Genomic DNA, 22,355 nt, shown 5'->3' on the forward strand with positions numbered 1-22,355 from the left:
TCGAGGATTGCACTGTGAGTGAAGCTCGTAGAAGGGCCGTCCCGGCCCGTAAGCCCAAGAAGCACTGGGCGCTCCGGGTCCTCGGCTGGCTGGCCGCACTCTTCTTCGTCGGCATCATCGGCGCCGTCGCCACCTTCTTCATCGTCTACCAGACGACGGACATCCCGGACCCCAACAAGGAGTTCGCGACCAACACGACGACGGTCACCTTCGCCGACGGCCAGCAGGCGCTCGGCTCCTTCTACGATCAGAACCGGCACTCGGTGCCGCTGGCGCAGATCCCGAAGCACGTCCAGGACGCGGTGACCGCGGCCGAGGACCGCACCTTCTGGACCAACCCCGGCATCTCGCCGTCGGGTATGGTCCGCGCGGCGTGGAACATCGCCCGCGGCGAGCAGTTGCAGGGTGGCTCGACGATCACCCAGCAGTACGTGAAGGTCATGTACCTGACCCAGGAGCGGACCGTCTCGCGGAAGTTCCAGGAACTGTTCATCGCGACCAAGCTGAGCCGGTCGCAGGACAAGAGCAAGACCCTCGAGGGCTACCTGAACACCGTCTACTTCGGCTATGGCGCGTACGGCATCTCAGCGGCCGGCGATGCCTACTTCCAGCAATCGGATCCGCGCAAGCTGAGTGTGCAGCAGGCCGCGTTCCTGGCCACGGTGCTCAACAACCCGAGCCTGTTCGACATCAACGACCCGCGCGCGTCGAAGCGGATCGTCGAGCGGTACAGGTACGTTCTCGACGGGATGCGGCAGAGCGGCACCATCACCCAGGCGCAGCAGACGGCGTACAGCAAGTCGCTGCCGAAGATGAACATGAAGAAGAAGAGCAACCGCTTCAAGGGCCCGAACGGCTTCCTGCTCGACATGGCGCGCAAGGAACTGCAGCGGCTGGGCTTCGACGAGGACCAGATCAGCGGCGGCGGACTGAAGGTGGTCACCACCTTCGACCTGAAGGCGCAGAACCAGATGGTCATCGCCGGGACGCAGGAGCTGCCGAAGAAGCGGAACAACCTGCATGTCGGCATGGCCTCGGTCCGGCCGGGCACAGGCGAGCTGGTCGCGATGTACGGCGGCCCCGACTTCCTGAAGAGTCAGTTGAACTGGGCAACCAGACCGGCCCGCCCGGGATCCGGGTTCAAGCCCTTCGCACTCGCCGCCGCGCTGAAGGACGGCACGTCGGTCTGGGACATCTTCCAGGGCGACAGCCCGATCGAGATCCAGGGCCAGGAGCTGAACAACGAGTTCGACGAGGACTACGGCGACGTCACCTTGCTCAAGGCGACCGAGCAGTCGATCAACACCGCCTTCTACGACCTGGTCGACAACAAGATGGAGAACGGTCCGGCCAAGCTCGTCGACGCGGCCGAGGCGGCCGGTATCCCGAAGACCAAGGCGCTCGAGATCGGCCGCAACAACCCGTCCACGGTCCTCGGCCCGGACCCGTACGCCTCGCCGGTCGACATGGCGAACGCCTACGCGACGTTCGCCGCCGACGGCATGTATGCCCCGGTGCACACGATCAAGAAGGTGACCGGTCCCGACGGCAAGGTGTTGTGGTCCGAGAAGAGCCTGGACAAGCAGAAGGCCCGACGGATCGACCAGAACGTCGCCCGGATGGTCAACTACGCCCTGCAGGACGTGGTCGAGAAGGGCACCGGTGAGGACGCCAAGGAGCTGGACCGCCCGGTCGCCGGCAAGACCGGTACAGCCGGTGGTGTGGCGGCCGAGCACCGCAAGGCCAACGCGGCGTGCGACGGCTGCAAGGACGGCGACGACACCCTGACGTCCTGGTGGACCGGGTACACGCCGCAACTGTCCACCTCGGTCCTGTACCGGGCCGGCACGACCGGTGAGGGCGACCTCGACCCGTACTCCAGTGACGACGCGTTCTTCGGTGGCGGCTGGCCGCTGAAGACCTGGCTGGCGTTCATGGACCCGGCACTGGCCGGTCAGCCGGACATGGGCTTCCAGGATCCTGACGAGGACGAGCTCAAGGACAGTCCGACGCCAACGATCACGCCGTCGGAGACTCCGACCAGCACGCCGCCCGCACCGCCGACGAGCACTCCGCCGGCGCCGCCGACCAGCACGCCGCCGACCGACAAGCCGTCGACCACCCCGACCGGCAAGCCGACGGGGAAGCCGACCCGGACACCTCCGGGCTGGCCGTTCCCGACAGGTGGCACCCCCAACACGCCGGACAAACCCGGCGGCGGCGACCAGTAGCCGGCCCCGTGTTCGAGCGGACGGCCGGCGACGAAGGCAAGCCCGGCCGGGCTCGGCGGGCCCGGGCCGACGGGGTCGGGCTGTCCCGATGGCTGCCGACCGCGATGGGTCGCGAGGTGCTCGGGTGGTGGCTGGTCACCCGGGCGGCGCTGTTCATGCTGTCGGTCTCCGCCCCGCTGCTGTTCAACCGCGGCAGCGACTACCCGAACGTCTGGCGGGCCTGGTTGCAGTGGGACGTCTGGCACCTGAAGGCGGTCGCGGAGTTCGGCTACAACAACGGTGAACCGTCCGGCGCCCCGTTGGCCGCGTTCTTCCCCGGGTTCCCGCTGCTGGTCCGGATCGTCAGCTGGACCGGGATCGGTTACGTTGCCGCCGGCATCGTCGTGTCCGCGGTCGCCAGTGCCGTCGCGGGCGTGTACCTGGCGCGACTGGCGCAGTACGAGTTCCCGGAACTGAAGGGCCTCGGCCCGCACGCGGCGATGATCTGGTACGGCGCTCCGGTCGGTGTGTTCCTGGCCGCCGGGTACACCGAGGCGCTGTTCTGCGCGTTCGCGTTCCCCGCCTGGCTGGCGGCCCGGCAGGGCCGGTGGGCGCGGGCGGCGATCTTCGTCGCGCTGGCCTCGACCGTGCGAGTGTCCGGCATCTTCCTCGCGTTCGCCCTCGTGGTCGAGTTCATCACCTCCAAGAAGCGGGACTGGCTGTCACTCCCGTGGCTGGCCCTGCCCGCCGTCCCGGTGCTCGCGTTCATGGCGTACCTGAAGCAGATCTACGGCTCGTGGTTCGCCTGGCAGGAGGCGCAGGAGAAGGGCTGGGCGCGCGAGTTCACCTGGCCGTGGACCTCGCTGATCCATACGATCGAGGCCGCGACCAAGGGCCACTTCTCCGCCGACCGCAGTGACTGGACCTGGATGTTCCGGGCCGAACTGGTCGCGCTCGTCGTCGGCCTGCTGCTGCTCGCCTGGCTGATCCGGCGCCGCTCCTGGGGTGAGGCCGCCTGGGTCGCGGCCACCGTCGGCGCGTTCTGTACGTCGTTCTGGATCTACTCGCTCACCCGGGCGACGCTGCTGTGGTGGCCGCTCTGGATCGGCCTGGCGGTCATGAGCCGGCGCAGACTCTGGCTCGGCCGCCTCTACCTGGCCCTCGCGATACCCCTGGCCGCGATCTGGGCGGCCGCCTTCTTCACCGGCCGCTGGACCGGCTGACGAGGCTCGTTCACGCCTGAACCGTCCGGCATGTGGACAGTTTGCGGGGTAGGCAACCCCTGAGGGGCCTTGGACGTCGTTAGGTGTGAAGGGGTGGCAGTCCGGGCGGGGACCGCCACCCCTCTCAAATGTTCCGGCGGAACCTTTCAGGGGCAGGCTCCGCCGAGAATCGTCCAGCGTGGGCGGCGGCCGGTCAGGCTGCCGCCCGTACTGCTGCCGGGCGGCATGCAACCGCCGCCGGTGGTCGGCCAGTAGTCCAGGTGGAGATCGCCGACGACTGAGGGAGCCGGACCGTGACGGATCGGGACGCCGAGTTCCTGGAGTACGCAGCAGCGCACCGCGGCCGGATGCTGCGGACCGCCCGGCTGCTGACGTCCGGGGACGCGTACTGGGCCGAGGACCTGGTCCAGGTCGCCCTGACCAAGCTCTACGTGCACTGGACGAAGGTACGGCGGGAGGATGGCGCGGCCCGGTACGCGGACCGGATCCTGGTGAACGCGTTCCTGGACGAACGGCGCCGGCTCTGGCGGCACCGGGAGGCCAGCACCGACCGCCTGGCATCGCCAGTGGTGCCGTCGCCACCGCACTGGTGATCGGCGTCGGCTGGTCTGTGGTGTCTCCGGGTACGGCGACGGACGGGGCACCCGAACCCGCGGGACCGACCACCGCCGCGAGCCCGACCCCGACTCCGATGCCGTCGCGGTCCCCGGGGCAGGTCATCGGTGGACTCGCCAGCGACCACCGGCCGCCTACACCCGTGCCGTCCACCCCAGTCCCGCTCGTGGCTAACACCAAGGCGTTCCCCGGGCCGATCACCTGCGACCTGATCCCGCAGGGCTGGGCGGTCACGCGGGTCGGGACGAGGCAGAACGGTGATCCCTCACAGCAGGAGCTGACCGACCCGAACCTGCAGAACCCCGAGCAGTACCACGCGCAGAGCCGGTACCTGCGGATCCGCGCCTCTCAGCTGATGGACGAGGGGGAGGGCCTCACCGCGGACAAGTACTCGACTCCGTGGACCGACCTGCCGAAGGTCCGTGCGGGCAAGAACGAGGCGATCATCACGCCAGGCAACAGCCGCAACGGTCGCCGCGAGCTGTTCGTCCGCCAGGGCAAGAGCATCCGCGTCGTGGTCATCAGCAACAACGCGTACAACCTGGGCTGGAACCAGGCGACACTGCTGCGGTTCGCCGGTTCCTGCCACTACAAGAAGTGACAGGAACCGGCGAACTCGATCAGCCGTAGTTGCGGTCGATCGACTGCGACGGAGTCGGGCTCGGCTTCGTCTCCGCAGCCCGCTTGTCAGTCGGGTGCGTGCCGGCCTCGACGCCCTTCAGCGTCCCGAGCAGTTCGACCTCCGACAGCGTGACACCGGCGGCGCCCGCCGCTGGTGTCAGCACCAGCCGGTACTGCGTGTAGGCCTTCGGCGAGGCGATGCTGAAGGCCCGCGTGGACGACGGCCACGGCCAGGTCTGCCCGGTACGCCGGTCCACCGCGGACCACGTCGTACCGTCGTTGGACCCTTCCAGCGCCCAGGCGGACGGAGCCACTCCGGTGGCGCCGCTGGTCAGCGTGTACATCCCGACCGGCCGGCCCTGTGGGAGCGCCACCGTGATCGTCGGGGTCGCGCCGGTCAGCGTGACCTGGGTCTTGGAGTCGTTGTCGGTCAACGCGGTCACATCCGCGTCGCCGGCCCCGATCACCGCACCCTCGTCCTCGGTCGAGTCCCGCCAGGTGCTCGGGTCCTCGCCCGGGGTGGTGATCGACGGCGGGGCGTCATTGCGGCCGGTGCCCCACCGCGACGGCTGGTCGGTCATCTCGAATTCGATCTTGCCGCCGTTCGCGATCAGGTCGTGCGGCAACGCGGTCGACGTCCACTTCTTGCCGTTGACCTTCACGCTCTTCACGTAGATGTTGCGAGCGCTGTTGCCCGGTGCGCTGATCGTCAGCTTCTTGCCGCCGGCCAGCCGCACCGTGGCCTTGGTGAACAGCGGCGACCCGATCGCGTACGTCGGGGAGCCGACCTGCAACGGGTAGAACCCGAGCATGCTGAACAGGTACCACGACGACATCTCGCCGTTGTCCTCGTCACCCGGGTACCCCTGCCCGATCTCGGACCCGAGGTACAGCCGCGACAGCACCTCACGCACCTTCTCCTGCGTCTTCCACGGCTGACCCGCGACGTCGTACATGTAGGTGATGTGGTGCGACGGCTGGTTGCTGTGGCCGTACTGCCCCATCCGTACGTCGCGCGCCTCGAGCATCTCGTGGATCGTGCCGCCGTACCCGCCGGTGTGCAGCGCGTCCTCCGGCGTACTGAAGAACTCGTCGAGCTTCTTCGCCAGGCCGTCGCGGCCGCCGTACAGGGCGGCCAGGCCGGCGCCGTCCTGCGGGGTCGAGAACGCCATGTTCCACGCGTTCGTCTCGGTGTAGTCGTGACCCCAGTCGCGCGGGTCGAACGTGCTCGGCGAGCTGCCCCAGACGCCGTCCGGGCCCTTGCCCTGGAAGAAGCCGAGCGCGGGGTCGAACAGCGTGACGTAGTTGCGGGCCCGGTTCAGGAAGTACTTGTAGTTGTCCAGGTACTCCTGCTTGCGCGGGTCGCTCTTCTTCGCCTTGTCGTACAGCGCCTTCGACATGTTCGCGATGCCGAAGTCGTTGATGTAGCCGTCCATCGACCAGCTGAAGCCCTCACCGGTGGTGTTGGCCGTGTAGCCGTTGAACGTGGCCAGGTCCATGCCCTTGCGGCCGACGTTCTGCGACGGCGGTACGGCGGTCGCGTTCTTGACCGCCGCGTCGTACGCCGCCTGGACGTCGATCCCCTTGATGCCCTTCAGGTAGGCGTCGGCGAACGCGACGTCGGAGCTGGTGCCGACCATCAGGTTCGCGTAGCCCGGGGACGACCAGCGTGAGATCCAGCCGCCGTCCTTGTACTGCTGGACGAACCCGTTCACCAGGTCGGCCGCGTCGTCGGAGGAGAACAGCGAGTACGCCGGCCAAACGGTGCGGTAGGTGTCCCAGAAGCCGTTGTTCACGTATGTCTGCCCGGCCACGATCTTCGATCCGGTCGTGGTCGGCGTGTCCGTCCCGACCTTCGGCGAGGTCGGGGACGCGTACTTGATCACCGGCTTGGAGTGCGTGCCCGTGTTCTCCGAGCCGTTGTTCGGGTAGAGGAACAGGCGGTAGAGGTTCGAGTACAGAGTGGTCAGCTGGTCAGCCGTCGCGCCCTCGACCTCGATGGTGCGCAGCTTGGCGTCCCACAGTTGCTGTGCGGTGTCCTTCACCTTGCTGAACTTCGAGTCGGCGGGCAGCTCCAGCTCGAGGTTCTTCTTCGCCTGGGCCGTGCCGATCAGCGAGGTCGCCATCCGGAGCTCGACCTGCGTCACCTTCGAGCCGAAGGAGAAGTAGCCGCCGACGGCCGCGCCGCCGCCGTCCGACAGCTTGCCGGAGGCAACCACCTTCTGGTCGACGACGCCGTACACGAACAGGCGGCCGGCGCCGGTGGACAGGCCGCTCTTGATGTCGCTGAACCCGGTCACCACACCGGTCTCCGGATCGAGCGTCAGGCCGCCGCTGTTGTTGACGTTGTCGAAGATCAGGGACGCCTTGCCGGCCGGGAAGCTGAACCGCAGCATCGCGGCGTGGTCGGTCGGCGCGATCTCGGCCGCGTTGCCGTTGTCGAACGTGACGCCGTAGTAGTACGGCCGGGCGACCTCGTTGTCGTGGCTGAACGACCAGGCCCGCGCCTTCCGGTCCGCGGTCGGGGTCGTGGCCGTCGACGGCATCACCTGGAACGTCTGCCGGTCGCCCATCCACGGGCTGGGCTCGTGGCTGATCGACAGCGCCTGCATCGTCGGCTTGTTGTCCTCGTTGTTGCCCTTGGCATAGTCGTACAGCCAGGACGTCGAGCCGGCGTTCGTCACCGGCGTCCAGAAGTTGAAGCCGTGCGGTACGGCGGTCGCCGGGAAGTTGTTGCCCCGCGAGAAGCCGCCGGTCGCGTTGGTGCCGCGGGTGGTGAGCGCGAGGTCCGACGGGTGCTTCGACGCGGTCTTCTGCGCCGCAGTGTCGGGGTTGATGGCCTGCGCGATCCGCAGGTCGTCGACCCAGCCGCGGAACTCGGCCGGCCCGGACGGCTTGTCGTAGCCGATCAGGATCCGCTGGATCGTCTTGCCCTTGGCCACCGTGCCGAGGTCCGCCTCGACGTTGTTCCACTGGTTGGTGGACAGCCCCTTGGCGTCGCCCTGCCCGCGCGGGCTGAGCTCGAAGCCGTGGTGGTCCTTCGCCTTCAGATCGCTCAGGTACGTCCCGTCGGAGAACGCCAGGTCGATCGCGGCGTACGTGCTCGGGTAGCTGAGGTCGCCCTCGGTGTGCTCGGGGAAGATCTTGTACGAGAGCCGGGTGTCCTTGCCGACCTTCAGATCCACGTCGGCGATCTTGTTCCAGGTGTAGCCACGGCCCTCGGCGGTCTGGTGCCCGGCGTACCGGAACGACTTGACCCCGGTGAAGCCGACGCGGGCTCGGGCGTTGTAGGCGCTGGTCGGGCCGGAGTCCAGCCGCGACTCAGCCACGGGGCCTGGTGGCGGCAGTGGTGCGCCGTTGGACAGGTACCAGTCGGCCAGCTGGACGATGTTCTCGCCGTGGTTCAGCGTGATGTCCAGCTTGAAGAACTTGTACGCCGTCTCGTTCGTGAAGCTGTACTCCTTGGTCTGGAACCGGGTCTCGAAGCTCTGGCCCGTCCGGGTGTCCAGCGTGGTCCAGGTGGTCCCGTCGTTCGAACCGGACATCGTCCAGTTCTGCGGGTCGCGACCGTCGGCGTCGTTGGCCGAGGTCAGCGCGTACTTGCGGATCACCACCGGGACCGAGGTCTCGTAGACCAGCCAGCCGGTCGGCTCGAACACCAGCCACTTGGTGAACTTGTCACCGTCGGCCACGTTGGTGGCGATCTCACCGCCGCCGGTGTTCTCGCCGTTCGCGGTCACCGTGGTGACCTTGTCCATCTCGCTGCCGCCGATCCCGGTCGGCGTCGGCCCGCGAACGCCGTCGGTCCGCGGCTTTCCGTCCGGCCCGGTCTCGACCGCATCGGTATACCCCGGCTGCGGCTGCCCCGGCTCGAACGAGGTGAAGAAAGAGGACCCGGTCACCACCGGCTGATCCTGCACGGTGCCGGCTGCCGGTGGACCGGCATGCGCTGACGTCATGGCAGACGACATTGTCACAACTAGCCCGAGAGACGCGACGAGCCCCAGAGGGCGGCGGAGATCCATCTACGCTCCTTGCACGGCCGGACCGGCGCGACAGCCCGAGCTGTCCGCCAGTGGAGTACGCGGCCCCGATGACAAGGTTGTCAGCCCGCGCCCGGGGCGATCCTGCCCATCATGATCACCCGCGGTCAAGGGTTCGTCGCGCACTGTTCGCCCGTGTCTCGGGATTGATCGGTCGGCGGTAGGTTGACGGCATGGATGAGCGGGTGTTGGTTACCGGGGCGGCCGGGTTTATCGGGCGGGCTGTGGTGGCTGCGTTGCGGGGGCGGGGTCTGGCGGTTACTGCTGTGGATCGGGAGCCGCCGGATTCGTCGTGGGACGACGGGGTGCACGTGGTGACCGGGGACCTGGCGGAGCAGGAGACGTGTGTTGCCGCGTTTGAGACTCGGCCTACCGCGGTCGTGCATCTGGCGGCGTTGACGTCCGTGCTGCGGTCGGTGGATGCGCCGATGCAGACGTTCGCTCAGAACGTGACGATCACGCAGGTTCTGCTGGAGTTGTCCCGAGGTAGTGGGGTAGACCGGTTTGTGCTGGCGTCTACCAACGCGGTGGTGGGGGACGTCGGTACGGCGACGATCACGGCGGACCTGCCGTTGCGGCCGTTGACGCCGTACGGGGCCACCAAAGCGGCGTGCGAGATGTTGCTGTCGGCGTACTCGGGGAGCTACGGGATGGCGACCGCGGCTCTGCGGTTCACGAATGTCTATGGGCCGGGGATGTCGCACAAAGACAGTTTTGTGCCGCGGATGATGCGAGCAGCCCTGTCCGGGACGGGCGTGCGGGTGTACGGCGATGGGCAGCAGCGGCGGGATCTGGTGTTCATCGATGATGTGGTCAGCGGGATCCTGCTGGCGCTGGACAGCAAGTACGACGGGCGCGCGATCATCGGATCGGGCCGGTCGGTGTCGGTGCTCGAGATGATCGAGACGGTGCGGACGGTGACTGGCTGCCCGGTGCCGGCTGAGCACATCGAGGCCCCGGCTGGTGAGATGCCTGCTGTGGTTGTCGACGTCACGAACGACCTCGGCTACGCGCCGACGGTGTCCTTGGAAGACGGGCTCGCCCGCACATGGCAATACTTCAGCAACCAGTGATCGGGCAGCTGAGGAAGCACTGGCTGCTCGTTGCGCTGCTGGTGCTGGGCGCCGCGCTCCGGGTGCTGGCGACGATCGCGTACCGGCCGGCGATCTTGTACGTCGACTCGGTGCGCTACCTCGACAACATGCACAGCCTGAAGCCGGATCAGCTCAACCCGATCGGCTACTCGCTCTTCCTCAAGCCGCTAACAGCGCTCGGCGGCGTCACCTTCGTGGTGATCCTGCAGCACGTGATCGGTCTCGCCCTCGGCGTCGCGATCTACGCACTGTGCCGCCGCCTCGGTGTGTACCGCTGGCTCTCCGCAGTGGCAGCCGCTCCGCTGCTGCTGGACGCGTACCAGGTCCAGATCGAGCAGAACATCATGGCCGAGACGCTGTTCGACGTTCTGCTCGTCGGTCTCCTGTGGCTGCTGCTCGGCTGGGGTGCACCCGGCTGGAAGCGTGCGGCCGCGGCCGGACTGATCCTCGGTGCCGCGTTCGTACTGCGCACCATCGGCATCACTCTGCTGGTTGCCGTCGTGATCTACCTCGTCGTGGTCGGCTCCGCCTGGCGGACCAGTTGGCGCAGGGTGCTCGGCCGGAGCGCAGCCGTGACCGCCGTGTTTGCGGTCGCGCTCGGCGGCTACGCGACGTACTTCCACTCCCAAACCGGCCGCTGGGGCTTCTCCGGCGCCGAGAACCAGGTGCTGTACGGCCGGACCGCGGTCGTCGCCAACTGCGCGAAGCTGCCGCTGAACGACGGCACCCGGCTGTTCTGCCCGAAGGAGCCGCTCGGGCACCGGATGGGCGTCGACGAGTACGCCCACGATCACTATGGCGACCCGAACTGGCCTGGACCGCTGCCTCCCGGTACGACGAAGCAGCAGCTGGCGACCGACTTCAGCATGCTGGTGATTCGGCACCAGCCGGCCGACGTGGCGTGGGCTGCGCTGAAGGACTTCTCCAAGGGTTTTGCGCCCACGCGCACCACCTCGCCGGACGACGTGCCACTGGACCGCTGGCAGTTCCAGCTCACCTATCCGAACCTCAGCGACCCCAACACCGCCAAGGCCGCGGTGAAGTGGGGCGGCACCGAGCCGCACGTGAACACTGGGCCGGCCAAGGTACTGCGTGCCTACCAGCTGCACGGTGGTTACACCCCGGGCCTGCTGCTCGGCATCGCCGGCCTGATCGCCTTCGCTGCGGCGTTCGGGCTAGGCCGGGCGCGGACGTCGCGGCTCCGCTCGGCCGCACTGCTGCCGGTCGCGGCTGCTGTGATCCTGCTGCTCGGATCGGCGGCGTTCGAGTTCTCCTGGCGGTACCAGCTGCCCGGTCTGGTCCTGTTCCCGTTCGCCGGTGCCCTCGGATTGACCGCTTTGCTCGGCCGGAGCCAGCAGCGCCCGCCGCTGGCGCAGTACCCGGACAAGGTCGACTCCGCCGCGCTGGATGATCTCCGTGAACGGCACGGTGACCCGGCGTTCGCTCCGCTCGTCGTGGTGATTGCCGCGTACAACGAAGCCGGCGGCATCGGTCCGGTGCTGGAGCACATGCCCAAGACCTGCGCCGGCCTCCCGGTCGACGTACTGGTCGTGGTCGACGGCGCCGAGGACAACACCGCCGAGATCGCCGCCGAGCATGGCGCGTACGTCTGCGTCGCACCGGTCAACCGTGGTCAGGGTGCAGCGCTTCGGCTCGGCTACCAGATCGCTGCGCAGGGCGGAGCGCAGTACGTCGCGACCACGGATGGCGACGGGCAGTACGACAACGACGAGCTGCCGGTGCTGCTCACGCCGATTCTGGAGGGCCGGGCCGACTTCGTCACCGGCTCCCGCCGACTGGGTCAGGAGGACGCGGACAGTCGCCTGCGCTGGATCGGTGTGCGCGTGTTCGCCGTACTGGCGTCGATCCTGACCAGGCGGAAGCTGACCGACACGTCGTTCGGGTTCCGGGCGATGCGGGCGGCGCTCGCGTGCTCGGTGACGCTGAGGGAACCGCAGTACCAGTCGTCCGAGTTGCTGCTCGGTGTGCTGGCCGGTGGCGCGCGGGTCGTCGAGCTACCGATGACGATGCGACGCCGCGGCGATGGGAGCAGCAAGAAGGGCCCGGGCCTGGTGTACGGCGCGAACTACGCCCGCGTCATGGCTGGGACGTGGTGGCGGGAGTACGTACTGCGGCGGCCTCCGGCTTGGCGAACACGAACCGGTCGAACAGCACGAACTTCAGGATGAACATCACCCCGTAAGTGCCGAGGAAGGTCGCGCTGACCAGCACGGTCTGCCAGACGTGGGAGTCGATCCGATCCCGCAGCCAGTGGTCCGCGGCGCTGGTCGCCAGCGCCGCGGCGAGCGCGGTGACCACCACGATGATTGCGTACGGCAACAGCTCGCGGGTACGGTCGGCCCGGCCGGTGCGGCCCCACGCCCAGCGGCGGTTCAGCACGTAGTTGGGCAGCGCGCCGGCCAGGAACGCGACCACGCTCGCCCACAGCGGGCGGGCGCCGACCCAGTAGCACAGGGCGAACGCCAGCTCACTGATCACACCGGCGATCACCGACGACGCCGAGTACTTTGCCCACAGCAACAACCGGAAACGCGGCAGCGACAATCGGGAGCCCGGCAGCCTCATCCCGGCACCCGGGCCACGCCGAGCACCGTCTGCCCGAACGGGACCGGGACCACCGACTCCACCGCCCGCGTCACGGGTACGACGAACCGGTCGTAGATCGAGACCAAACGCGGATTCGGCTTGGTGCTGCCGCCACGGCGAACGGCTGCCCACCAGGCGATCCCGCCGAGCAGGTTCACCGGCTTCGCCAGCTCGACCCGGAGTCCGGCCCGCTCGAACGCGTCGCGCAGCGCGGCCGGGGTGTAGCGGCGGAAATGGCCGACCCGGCGGTCGAATTCGCCGTACAACTGCTGGTAGCCGGGCACCCACAGCACGATCGTGCCGCCGGGGATCACCAGTCTGGACAGCGATTTGAGCGCCGCGGCGTCGTCCTCGATGTGCTCGAGCACGTTGATGGCAACGATCGAGTCGACCGGCTTGCCCACCGACAGCTCGCCGCCCAGCGCGAGCTGCCGCGCCTCGACCTCCGGCCGGTCGGCGAACCGCTCCGCCAGCAGCTCGACCGCATCCGGATCCGCGTCGGTCAGCACCAACCGGTCCAGACCAGTGAACTGGGTAGCGAACTCACCCAGCCCGGCGCCCACCTCCAGGACCGTGCGTCCGCAGTGCGGCGCGATCAGGTCGTACTGGTAGCGGCGGTACCGCGGCTGGTCGGCTCCGCCCTGCTCGAGGTCGCGTCCGGTCGCGTCGCTGAAGGCTCCGGTATGTTCCCGCATCTTGGCAATTGTGCCCTCTCCCCGCGAGGCTGTGACGGCTGGGACGGATTGCCAGCAAATTCTCAGCCGCCGAAGTGGAACTGATCACGTTAGGTTTGGTGCACGCCGGGATAGGAACAGGTACAACGGCAACTTTTCTCTCTCTACTGCGAAGGCGGAACCCCTCGTGCGCGTACTGGTCCTCGGTGGTGATGGTTACCTTGGGTGGCCGACCGCGCTCCACCTGTCCGATCGTGGTCATGACATCGCTGTACTCGACAACTTCGCCCGCCGGGGCTACGACAGCGAGCTGGGAGTGCAGAGCCTGGTGCCGATCCAGGATCTGGACGCCCGGGTCGCCGCCTGGGAGGAGGTGTCCGGGAAGCGGCTCACGTCGTACGCCGGGGACCTGCTCGACGCGGACTTCGTCTACCGGGTGCTGAGCGAGTTCGAGCCGGACGCGATCGTCCACTTCGCCGAGCAGCGGGCGGCGCCGTACTCCATGATCGACCGGGCACACGCGGTCTACACCCAGCACAACAACGTGGTCGGCACGCTGAACCTGATGTACGCCATCGCCGAGACGAACCCGGACATCCACCTGGTCAAGCTCGGCACGATGGGCGAGTACGGAACGCCGAACATCGACATCGAGGAAGGCTGGCTGGAGGTCGAGCACAACGGGCGCAAGGACCGGATGCTCTACCCGAAGAAGCCCGGCTCGTTCTACCACCTCAGCAAGGTGCACGACTCGCACAACCTCGAGTTCGGCTGCCGGATCTGGGGTCTGCGCGTCACCGACCTGAACCAGGGTGTCGTCTACGGGCAGCAAACCGACCAGACCGTGCAGGACGCGCGGCTGGCGACGCGGTTCGACTACGACGCCGTGTTCGGCACCGTGCTCAACCGGTTCGTCATCCAGGCGGTGCTCGGCGAGCCGCTGACCGTCTACGGCACCGGCGGCCAGACCCGTGGTCTGCTGGACATCCGGGACACGGTCGAGTGCATCCGGCTCGCGGTCGAGAACCCCGCGGACGCCGGCGAGTTCCGGGTCTTCAACCAGATGACCGAGAGCTACTCGATCGCCCAGATCGCGGAGAAGGTCGCGGAGTGCTTCCCCGGCCCGGTCCAGGTCGAGCACCTGGAGAACCCGCGGGTCGAGCTGGCCGAGCACTACTACAACGTCAAGCACACCGGTCTGGTCGGCCTCGGCCTGCAGCCGCACCTACTGTCGGAGACGCTGATCGAGTCGATGTTCGACATCGTCTCCGCCAACAAGGACCGCGTCGACCCGGCCGCACTACTCCCGACCGTCCGCTGGCGCGGCCACCTGAAGTCCTAGTGCCGACTCAGGGCACTAGACGAAGAAGCAGAAGATGTGGCCGACCGGGTCGGCGTACACGCGCACGTTGGGCTGCGGCTGAAACTCCATCAGCCGCGCCCCGGCGTCGATCGCGCGCCGGTGCGCCGTCTCCAGGTCGTCCACTTTGAAGTCCAGGTGCAGCTGCATCTGCTGCTGCTCGCGAGAGCTCGGCCAGGTCGGCGGCCGGTACGTCGGCTCGCCCTGGAACGACAGCTTCGTCACGCCTTGCGGGCCGATCGCAGTCGCCCAGCCCTCCTCGTCGTCGCCGAGCTCCCAGCCGAGCAGCCGGCAGTAGAACCGGGCCAGCTCCTGCGGGTCCGGGGCGTCGAGCACTACACCCATCAACGGAATCTTCTCGTTCATCCTCCGCAGGTTAGGCGCGCCCACCGACAAGCAGCGTCGGGATCGCCGCCAGGAAGCGGTCCCGGGTCCCTCGATCAGCCTGTTCGGCAAGCCACGTGTCGGCGTCGTCCTGCGTGATCAGCGCCTCCTTCACCGCCGCGGCCGCCGCCATCTCCAGCTGAGGCGCCATCACCGAGTGATCCGTCACGACCTCGGTCCGTACGACGACCTCGACGTCCTGGAAACCGGCGTCGAGAAGCAGATCGCGGAGGCTGCGGGCCGCCCGCGGAGCCACCGAGCGTGACTCGAGGCCGAGCAGTACGACGTCGGTCAGGTCCTGGTCGGCGCTGTCGATCAGCAGGAAGCCGTAGTCCTGCCCGCCGAGCACGACCCGCCCGCCCTGCCGGACCACCCGTCGCGCCTCGGCCACGGTCGGGACCGGGTCCTCGAGCAGATGGACCAGCCGTACCGCCCGATAGCCGTCCACCGACTCGTTCTCCAGCGGCAGGTCGTCGGACCGTGCCACGTGAAACATCGCACCGGGCACGCGGATCCGGGCAGCGTCGATCGCCTCGGGGTCCGCGTCCACGCCGGTCACCTTGAGGCCCTTCTTGGCCAACTCGCCGACCGCGTGGCCGGTGCCGCAACCCACATCGACGCAGGTCGCGCCCCGCTTCAGGCCCAGCAGCCGGTACGACTCCGCCCGGAGCTCCGCTGCTCCGGCCCGTTCCTCGATCCGCTCCAGAAAGCTCATGACCTCACGCTGCAACTTCAGGTCCACCTGAAGTCAAGCTTGGGGGGAGGCTGTCACACATCCGGAGCGATCTGCGTCAGGCTGGGTGGCGGGACCGTCCCGTCGAGCTCGCAGCAGAAGGAGCAGGGTCGTGAAGTTCGCGAAGACCATCGTGTACGTCGAGGACGCCAAGGCGTCGATCGAGTTCTTCGAGCGTGCGTTCGGTTGGAAGGGGACCTACTGGGACCAGGGGGCGGGCGAGGTGGACGCCGGCGACACCAAGATCGTCTTCGCCACCTATGCGGTCGGCCAGAGCCACCTGGCCGAGGTTGGCGCGCCCGGCGCGGTCGGCTTCGAGCTCGCGCTCACCAGTGAGGACGTCGAGGGCGACTTCCAGCGAGCCGTCGACGCCGGCGCGGAGCCGCTGAAGGCACCGGAGAAGACGCCGTGGGGGCAGGTCTCGTCGTACCTGCGCTGCCCCGACGGCACCGTCGTCGACCTGGCCTCGCCGGCCTGAGAGACGCGGACTAATCCATCGACACCTTGTCGAAGCTCGTGGTGGTGAAGCGGACGTCGACACCGACCGTGTCGCCGACCGCGGGGGGCGCCACCGACGAGGGCAGGAAGAGCATGCTGGCCTGCATGTGCGGCGGCTCGGCGAACCAGCGCTGCTTGCCCTCGATGGTGAACGGCGACAGCGCCATGCCGGCCGCGTCCAGGCTGCCCTTCGCCATCGCGATCGCCCGCTGACGGACACTGGCCGCCGCGGTGGGAGCCTCCAGGCCGACACCGTGCGCGGTCCCGCCCGACACCACCAGGATGTGGCCGTCGCCGCTCACCCGCCGCTGCCGGTAGCCGACGCGTTCGCCCCGGCGGACCGAGTGCACGTCCAGTACGGTCGCCCGCACGGTCAGCGCACCCCGGTCACCCAGCCAGAGGGCGGTGCCCATCCGCAGCTTCACATTCTCGCCGATGTCGGCGAGCTTCTGCGCCGGCACGTGCGACACCCACAGCGTCCCGCGCCGGACCGCCTCGGCCGCCTTGCCCAGCTCCTGCGCTTCCCTGAGGTTGGCCGACGTACCGCCGGCACCCATCGGGAAGTGCAGCGACCAGCCCTCGAACCGGATCCGGTCGAGCGCGTTCAGCAGCATCGTGTGCCGCAGTTCGCGGGCGCCGATGCCGTGCCGGCGCATCGACGTCTGTACTTCGATCAGCACCCGGCTGCCGGCCGGGATCGACACCAGGTCGGCCAGCCGGCTGACGGTGTGGATCACGTTCTTGCTCTGCGGCACCTCGTGGAACGGGCGCCACGGCGACAGGACGACGATGTCCTCCCGCGGGTCCGCCGGCACCTCGAAGTAGGTACCGACCGCGACCGTCCGGGCTCCGAGGGCGCGCGACTCCGCGATCAGCCGGGGGTTGCCGAATCCGTACCCGTTGCCCTTGGCGACCGGGACGATGTCGGGGTTCCACGTGGAACGCAGGTGTTCGCGCCATCGATCGGAATCGACGTGCAGGACTAGGGGCATGGTGTCAACGCCGTCTCATGTAGAGGTCGAATGCGGTGTAGAGCGCCTTGTTCAACGGCAGATCCCACTCACCGACGTACTCGACGGCCTCGCCGCCGGTGCCGACCTTGAACTGGATCAGCCCGACGTGCGGGTCGTTCGGGTCCAAGGTGTCGGTGATGCCCCGTAGGTCGTACACGGACGCGCCCGCGGCGAGTGCGTCCGCCATCATGCGCCACTGGATCGCGTTCGATCCGCGGACGTCGCGTTTGGCGGTCGAGCTGGCCCCGTAGGAGTACCAGGAGTGACCGCCGACCCGGACCCAGATCGTCGACGCGACCAGGTCGCCCTGATGGTAGGCGTTGTAGATCCGGAAGTCGCAGCAGCCGGCCGGCTGGTTCGCCATCGCGTCCAGCATCTTGACGAAGTACGGCAGCGGCCGCGGGGTGAAGTGGTCCCGCTCGGCCGTCTCGACGTACAGCGCGTGGAAGGCCTTCAGGTCCTCCGGACCGCCCTGCGTCACCTCGACGCCGGCCTTCTCCGCCTTCTTGATGTTGCGTCGCCAGAGCTGGTTCATGCCCTTCAGCAGGTCTTCCTGGGTGCGGCCGGCCAGCGGTACCTGGAACACGTACTGCGGTTGGCCGGCGGCGAATCCCTCACCGGCCTTGGGCGCCTTCCAGCCCAGCGCCCGCAGTTGCGCGGCCACCGTCGCGCCGGACGGCTCGATCACATCCGCTCGTACGTCGCCGAGCTTCGGCTGCTGGCCACTGGCGATCGCATCCTTGATCGTCTTCGCGCCCCACCGCCGGGTCGCCACCGGCGGACCCATCCGTACGCCGAACGCCCCGTGCTCCTGCAGATGCGCTGCCAGCGGACGCAGGTACCGGCCAAGATCGACCGCATCCCAGTCGATCACCGGACCCTCAGGCAGATAGGCCAGGTAGCGCTTCACCTTCGGCATCTGCCGGTACAGCACCAGTCCGGCGCCGACCAGCTCCGCCGGATTGGCCGGGTCGTACCACCCGAGTGACTCCGCCTTCCACTCACTCTTCACCGCCGCCCACCCAGGGGTCTGCAGGAAGCTCGCCGACGGTCGCGCAGCGACGTACGCCCCGTGCTCGTCGGCCGAGATGGTCCGGATGCTCAAGTCACTCACGGTCGGTCAGGTTACCGGCCCGACGCCTCAGACCGTAGCCGAGCCGGTCACCTGATCAAACCTCAGCTGTTGAGCAGGTCGATCGATAGATCCCACAGCCGGGCGGCGGATTCCGGATCGAGCGCGTACGCCGCGACACCGGTGCTCTCGCCCGGCATGTTGGGTAGAGCCTCGTTGTTGTCCTCGAAGTACCGGCCGGTCACGCCCTGTACGAGTGGCGACGCGGCCAGCAGCACCGAGGTCGCCGCGCCCTGCTCGACGGTCTTCCAGCCGTACTCCGCCTCCCACTGCGTCAGCAGGTCCGGCGCGATGTGCCGCTGCAGCGCGGTCCGGATTCCGCCCGGCATCAGCGAGTTGGCGACGATGCCGTCACTCGCCCAGCGCTTGGACGCCTCGACGGCGAACAGCACGTTCGCCGTCTTCGACTGCCCGTACGACAACCACGGCTCGTACGGCCGGTGCTCGAAGTGGAGGTCGTCGAGGTGGACGTCCGAGCGACGGTGGGCGCTGGAGCTGACCGCGACGATGCGTGCGTCACCGGCCGCCGCGAGGGCGTCGTGCAGACCGAGCGCGAGGCCGAAGTGACCGAGGTGGTTGGTGGCGAACTGGTGCTCCCAGCCTTCGGGAGTGCGGTTGAGCGGCTCGGCCATCACACCGGCGTTGTTCACCAGGATGTGGAGTGGGCCGTCCCAGTTGGCCGCGAAGGCCTTGACCGACTCGCGGTCGGCGAGCTCGATCGGCGCGACGAAGACGTGGTTGTTGCCGGTCGATTCGATGATGCCGGCCGCGGTGCGTTCACCGGCGGCGGTGTTGCGAACGGCGAGAGTGACCTCGGCGCCGGCCGAGGCCAGGGCGCGGGCGGTCTCGACGCCGATACCCGACGCGCCGCCGGTGACGACCCCGCGGCGACCGGTCAGGTCGACGCCGGCGATCACCTCGGCGGCGGTGGAGTCATGGCCGAAGGGGGTGGTGATTCTGCTCATCAGGTCTGTTCCTGTTCTGCGAGCTACGCTTTAACCGGAGGAACCTCCGGTAAATCCAGTTAACTGGAGGAGCCTCCGATTAACAAGTCCGCTAAGTTCTGGGGTCTGAGGGGAGGGGACATGACCGTGCGTCCGCTGCGTGCCGACGCCCAGCGCAATCGCGACCAGATCCTGGCCGCCGCCGCGCGGGCGTTCTCGACCTGCGGCCTCGAAGCCACGCTGGACGGCATCGCGAAGGACGCCGGCGTCGGCATCGGCACGCTGTACCGGCACTTCCCGACCCGCGAGCTGCTGATCGAGGCGGCGTACCGGAACGAGCTGGCGGCTATCTGTGCCGCGGCTCCCGAACTGCTCGACTCGACGCCACCGGCCGAGGCCCTCCGCGCCTGGATGGATCGCTACATCGACTACATGACTCGCAAGCTCGGGATGGCCGAGGCCCTCCGCGCCGTCATCGCTTCCGGCGCCAACCCGTACGCCCAGAGCCTCGAGCTGCTCGTCGGCGCCATCAAGCCGCTCCTCGAAGCCGGTGCTGCAGCCGGCGAACTGCGGTCGGACGTCTCCGCCGAGGACGTCCTGGTCAGCATCAGTGGCGTCGCCCTGGCCACCGGCAAGAACCGGGACCAGGCGGACCGTGCGCTCAACCTGCTCATGGACGGCCTCCGCTACCGGTCTGCCTAGGCTGTGCAGGTGCAGAAGGTCGCGTTGGTGACGGGGTCGGCGTCGGGGATCGGAGCGGCGACGGCTCGGCGATTGGCGAAGGACGGGATGGTCGTGGCCATCCACTCGCGGAGCAGCCGCGAGGCCGGAGTCGCGTTGGCCGCGGAACTGGGTGGGTCGTATCACCAGGCCGATCTCGAGGACGACGCCGCGGCCAGTGGGCTGGTGCCGAGTGTGATGGCTGAGCACGGACGGCTCGACGTACTGGTGAACAACGCGGGGATCAGTTGGCCGGTACCGCATGCGGAGCTGGACGGGTTGTCCGCGGCTGCCTGGCGGCGGCTGCTCGACGTCAACCTGATCGCGCCATGGTTGTTGTGTACGGCGGCTCTCCCGGCGCTGCGCGAATCGGGTGGCTGCGTCGTCAACGTGACGAGCCACGCGGGCGTGCGGCCGAAGGGAAGCTCGATCGCGTACGCCGCCAGCAAGGCCGCGCTGAACCACGTGACCAAACTGCTGGCGGCCGCGCTCGGGCCCGATGTACGGGTGAACGCGGTCGCGCCCGGACTCGTGGACACACCACTCACCGCGTCGTGGACAGAGGCGCAGGAGCTGTGGAAAACCTCGAGCCCGATGCGCCGCGCAGCCGAGCCCTCGGACGTCGCGGACCTGATCTCGTCACTCGTCCACAACACCTACATCACCGGCGAAGTCGTCCTCTTGGACGGCGGTCTGAACCTGCGCTGATTCTGTCGGCGGGGCCTCCTACGATCGCGGGATGTCCTTGGGTCGAGACTTCCGGCGGCTCTGGGCCGCCTTCGCAATCAGTGCGCTCGGCAGTGCGGTAGGAAACGGAGCTCTGCCTCTCGTTGCGGTGCTCGCTCTCGACGTCTCGACCTTCCAGGTCTCCCTGCTCGCGGCGCTGTCGACGCTCGCCGGTGCCGCACTCGCGCTGCCGATGGGCGACTTCATCGAGCAGCGGCACAAGCGGCCCGTGATGATCGCGTCGGACCTGATCCGGTTCGGGGCACTGGCGTCGGTGCCGATCGCCGCGGTGTTCGGCGTCATGACGTACACCCAGTTGTGCGTCGTCGGCGTCATCCAGGCCACAGGCCTGATCGCGTTCACCGCCGCGAGCGGTGCGCACCTGAAGGCACTGGTGCCGGCGGCCGCGCGGGGCGAGGCGAACAGCAAGTTCGAGCAGACGACGTGGACGACGCTGACCGTCGGTCCGCCGATCGGCGGTGCGCTGGTCAGCCTCGTCGGGGCGACGGCCTCGCTCGGGGTCGACGCGGTCTCGTTCCTGCTGTCGGCGCTGGGCATCCGCCGGATCCAGCAGCCGGAGCCGGAGCCGGAGGCGCGGACGGAAAAGCGCGACATTACCGCCGGCTGGCGGTACATCCTCGGGCACCGCGGGCTGCGCGCCCTGTTCTGGAACTCGCAGCTCTTCGGCGGTCCGGTGATGATGGTGACGCCGCTGCTGACCGTGCTGATGCTCCGCGACCTGAAGCTGGAGCCCTGGAGCTACGGAGTGGTCCTCGGAGTGTCCTGTCTCGGCGGCATCCTCGGTGCACGAATGGCGCCGCCGCTCACCCGCAGACTGGGGCTGCACAAGATGCTGTTGCTGTTCGGTGCAGTGCGAGCGGTGTGGGTTCTGCCCTTGCCGTTCGCGCCGGCGGGTCTGGCCGGGCTGGTGTGGCTGACCGTGGCCGAGGCCGGGATGCTGCTGATGGCCGGTGCGTTCAACCCGTCGTTCGCGACGTACCGGATGGAGGTCACCGAGGACAGGTACATGGCCCGGGTGCTGACCGCCTGGTCGATCAGCTCGCGCTGCGTCCAGCCCGCGTTCATGGCCCTCGGTGGCGCGCTCGCCGTGGTGATGGGGTTGCGTGGGGCGATGGTCGTGGCCGGCGTGTGCTGTCTGTTCAGCGCGGCCGTGCTGCCGTGGCGGTCGGCTAAACCAGCCCCATTGCCTGAGCCAGTCTGACCTGGGTGCCCATCATGCCGCCGTCGGCCTTGGCATCGAGGTAGGCGATCGCCTCGTCCGGCGGCAGGACCAGCACCTCGACGACCTGCTCGCCGTCGTCGGGGTTGGTCGGCTGGGCGTCGACCACGATGTCTGCGGCCACAGTCGCCCAGTACGAGATCGGGTGCGGCAGATGCGGACGGTACGGCGCGGGCCGTCGGTGCTCGGCCCGATGCGCGCCGAGCCAGGTCAGCGGCCCGGTCAACCGGGCGCCGGCCTCCTCCAGCAGTTCGCGGCCGACCAGCTGCTCGATCGTCTCCTCCGGCTCCCGGGTGCCGCCCGGCAGGAAGCGCCAGCCCAGATCGTTGCTACAGACAACGATTCCGCCGTCGGCGCGGCCGATCACGTGCACGTTGCTGATCAGCTGGTCGGCCGGCTCCTCGGTGGAGTACCGGACGTCGAGCTCACCCCAGGGCCAGTAGTCCGGCGCATGGAGCTGGGGAAACAGTTCGGCCCAGGTCTGCATACGCACTATTGTCCGCCACCGCGGCGAGCGA

20 protein-coding genes are annotated in these 22,355 nt (G+C 68.5%); 11 read left to right on the plus strand and 9 right to left on the minus strand.

The genetic code is table 11. From position 1 onward, the window contains the following. Positions 1-14: 14 nt before the first annotated feature. The 4 genes from E0H75_RS04700 to E0H75_RS04715 all read left to right on the plus strand — a co-directional run bounded on the left by E0H75_RS04700 (position 15) and on the right by E0H75_RS04715 (position 4,649). The gene (locus E0H75_RS04700) at positions 15-2,231 is read left to right on the plus strand and encodes a transglycosylase domain-containing protein (RefSeq protein ID WP_131511765.1); all 2,217 of its coding nucleotides are present in this window, start codon (positions 15-17) and stop codon (positions 2,229-2,231) included. Between the two features lie 8 nt (positions 2,232-2,239). Continuing rightward, entirely contained in the window at positions 2,240-3,433 is a 1,194-nt protein-coding gene (locus E0H75_RS04705) for a mannosyltransferase family protein (RefSeq protein ID WP_238162824.1), read from the plus strand. A gap of 293 nt (positions 3,434-3,726) precedes the next feature. After that, positions 3,727-4,026: a sigma factor gene (locus tag E0H75_RS04710; RefSeq protein ID WP_238162825.1), complete on the plus strand. Its 300-nt coding sequence runs from the start codon at positions 3,727-3,729 to the stop codon at positions 4,024-4,026. Between the two features lie 188 nt (positions 4,027-4,214). Next, positions 4,215-4,649 carry a hypothetical protein gene (locus E0H75_RS04715; RefSeq protein WP_131511766.1) on the plus strand — a complete coding sequence of 145 codons (435 nt, stop codon included), beginning with the start codon at positions 4,215-4,217 and terminating at the stop codon, positions 4,647-4,649. A gap of 19 nt (positions 4,650-4,668) precedes the next feature. Here the strand turns inward: E0H75_RS04715 and E0H75_RS04720 are convergent, their stop codons facing one another. Beyond that, entirely contained in the window at positions 4,669-8,628 is a 3,960-nt protein-coding gene (locus tag E0H75_RS04720; protein ID WP_238162826.1) for a GH92 family glycosyl hydrolase, read from the minus strand. 257 nt (positions 8,629-8,885) lie between these two features. On the opposite strand from E0H75_RS04720, the gene E0H75_RS04725 reads away from it, so the two are divergent. Continuing rightward, entirely contained in the window at positions 8,886-9,785 is a 900-nt protein-coding gene (locus tag E0H75_RS04725; protein ID WP_165553449.1) for an NAD-dependent epimerase/dehydratase family protein, read from the plus strand. Continuing rightward, positions 9,761-11,995 carry a glycosyltransferase family 2 protein gene (locus E0H75_RS04730; protein ID WP_238162827.1) on the plus strand — a complete coding sequence of 745 codons (2,235 nt, stop codon included), beginning with the start codon at positions 9,761-9,763 and terminating at the stop codon, positions 11,993-11,995. Before E0H75_RS04725 ends, E0H75_RS04730 begins: the two co-directional genes overlap by 25 nt. Here E0H75_RS04730 and E0H75_RS04735 read toward each other — a convergent pair. Both E0H75_RS04735 and E0H75_RS04740 read right to left on the minus strand, forming a co-directional pair. Beyond that, complete coding sequence (locus tag E0H75_RS04735) at positions 11,904-12,392, minus strand: GtrA family protein (RefSeq protein WP_131511769.1); 489 nt, start codon at positions 12,390-12,392, stop codon at positions 11,904-11,906. The genes E0H75_RS04730 and E0H75_RS04735 overlap by 92 nt on opposite strands. Continuing rightward, entirely contained in the window at positions 12,389-13,108 is a 720-nt protein-coding gene (locus E0H75_RS04740) for a class I SAM-dependent methyltransferase (protein WP_131511770.1), read from the minus strand. The genes E0H75_RS04735 and E0H75_RS04740 overlap by 4 nt, the downstream gene beginning before the upstream one ends. A gap of 166 nt (positions 13,109-13,274) precedes the next feature. Between E0H75_RS04740 and E0H75_RS04745 the strand changes: the two genes are divergently transcribed. Further along, on the plus strand, positions 13,275-14,429 hold the full coding sequence (locus E0H75_RS04745) for an NAD-dependent epimerase/dehydratase family protein (protein ID WP_131511771.1): 1,155 nt from the start codon (positions 13,275-13,277) through the stop codon (positions 14,427-14,429). A 15-nt stretch (positions 14,430-14,444) separates the two neighbouring features. Here the strand turns inward: E0H75_RS04745 and E0H75_RS04750 are convergent, their stop codons facing one another. Next, positions 14,445-14,813 carry a VOC family protein gene (locus E0H75_RS04750; RefSeq protein ID WP_131511772.1) on the minus strand — a complete coding sequence of 123 codons (369 nt, stop codon included), beginning with the start codon at positions 14,811-14,813 and terminating at the stop codon, positions 14,445-14,447. A gap of 10 nt (positions 14,814-14,823) precedes the next feature. Beyond that, positions 14,824-15,546: a methyltransferase domain-containing protein gene (locus tag E0H75_RS04755; protein ID WP_131511773.1), complete on the minus strand. Its 723-nt coding sequence runs from the start codon at positions 15,544-15,546 to the stop codon at positions 14,824-14,826. 130 nt (positions 15,547-15,676) lie between these two features. On the opposite strand from E0H75_RS04755, the gene E0H75_RS04760 reads away from it, so the two are divergent. Further along, entirely contained in the window at positions 15,677-16,042 is a 366-nt protein-coding gene (locus E0H75_RS04760; protein ID WP_131511774.1) for a VOC family protein, read from the plus strand. A 10-nt stretch (positions 16,043-16,052) separates the two neighbouring features. On the opposite strand, the gene E0H75_RS04765 is transcribed toward E0H75_RS04760, so the two are convergent. The 3 genes from E0H75_RS04765 to E0H75_RS04775 all read right to left on the minus strand — a co-directional run bounded on the left by E0H75_RS04765 (position 16,053) and on the right by E0H75_RS04775 (position 19,172). Beyond that, the gene (locus tag E0H75_RS04765) at positions 16,053-17,054 is read right to left on the minus strand and encodes an alanine racemase (RefSeq protein WP_131511775.1); all 1,002 of its coding nucleotides are present in this window, start codon (positions 17,052-17,054) and stop codon (positions 16,053-16,055) included. Positions 17,055-17,058: 4 nt separating this feature from the next. Next, positions 17,059-18,189 carry a lipid II:glycine glycyltransferase FemX gene (locus E0H75_RS04770; protein ID WP_131511776.1) on the minus strand — a complete coding sequence of 377 codons (1,131 nt, stop codon included), beginning with the start codon at positions 18,187-18,189 and terminating at the stop codon, positions 17,059-17,061. Between the two features lie 62 nt (positions 18,190-18,251). Further along, positions 18,252-19,172 carry an SDR family NAD(P)-dependent oxidoreductase gene (locus E0H75_RS04775; RefSeq protein WP_131511777.1) on the minus strand — a complete coding sequence of 307 codons (921 nt, stop codon included), beginning with the start codon at positions 19,170-19,172 and terminating at the stop codon, positions 18,252-18,254. A 120-nt stretch (positions 19,173-19,292) separates the two neighbouring features. Here E0H75_RS04775 and E0H75_RS04780 point away from each other — a divergent pair, with 120 nt between their 5' ends. From E0H75_RS04780 to E0H75_RS04790, 3 genes are read left to right on the plus strand one after another with little or no spacing between them, the layout of a single operon-like run. Continuing rightward, positions 19,293-19,853: a TetR/AcrR family transcriptional regulator gene (locus E0H75_RS04780; RefSeq protein WP_131511778.1), complete on the plus strand. Its 561-nt coding sequence runs from the start codon at positions 19,293-19,295 to the stop codon at positions 19,851-19,853. A 9-nt stretch (positions 19,854-19,862) separates the two neighbouring features. Then, positions 19,863-20,579, plus strand: a complete 717-nt coding sequence (locus tag E0H75_RS04785; RefSeq protein WP_131511779.1) for an SDR family NAD(P)-dependent oxidoreductase — start codon at positions 19,863-19,865, stop codon at positions 20,577-20,579. A 31-nt stretch (positions 20,580-20,610) separates the two neighbouring features. After that, complete coding sequence (locus tag E0H75_RS04790; protein WP_131511780.1) at positions 20,611-21,819, plus strand: MFS transporter; 1,209 nt, start codon at positions 20,611-20,613, stop codon at positions 21,817-21,819. Here the strand turns inward: E0H75_RS04790 and E0H75_RS04795 are convergent. Continuing rightward, entirely contained in the window at positions 21,788-22,324 is a 537-nt protein-coding gene (locus E0H75_RS04795; RefSeq protein WP_131511781.1) for an NUDIX hydrolase, read from the minus strand. The two genes, E0H75_RS04790 and E0H75_RS04795, sit on opposite strands and share 32 nt — an antisense overlap. Positions 22,325-22,355: the final 31 nt, after the last annotated feature.

Source organism: Kribbella capetownensis, assembly GCF_004331485.1.
Taxonomy (GTDB): Bacteria; Actinomycetota; Actinomycetes; order Propionibacteriales; family Kribbellaceae; genus Kribbella; species Kribbella capetownensis.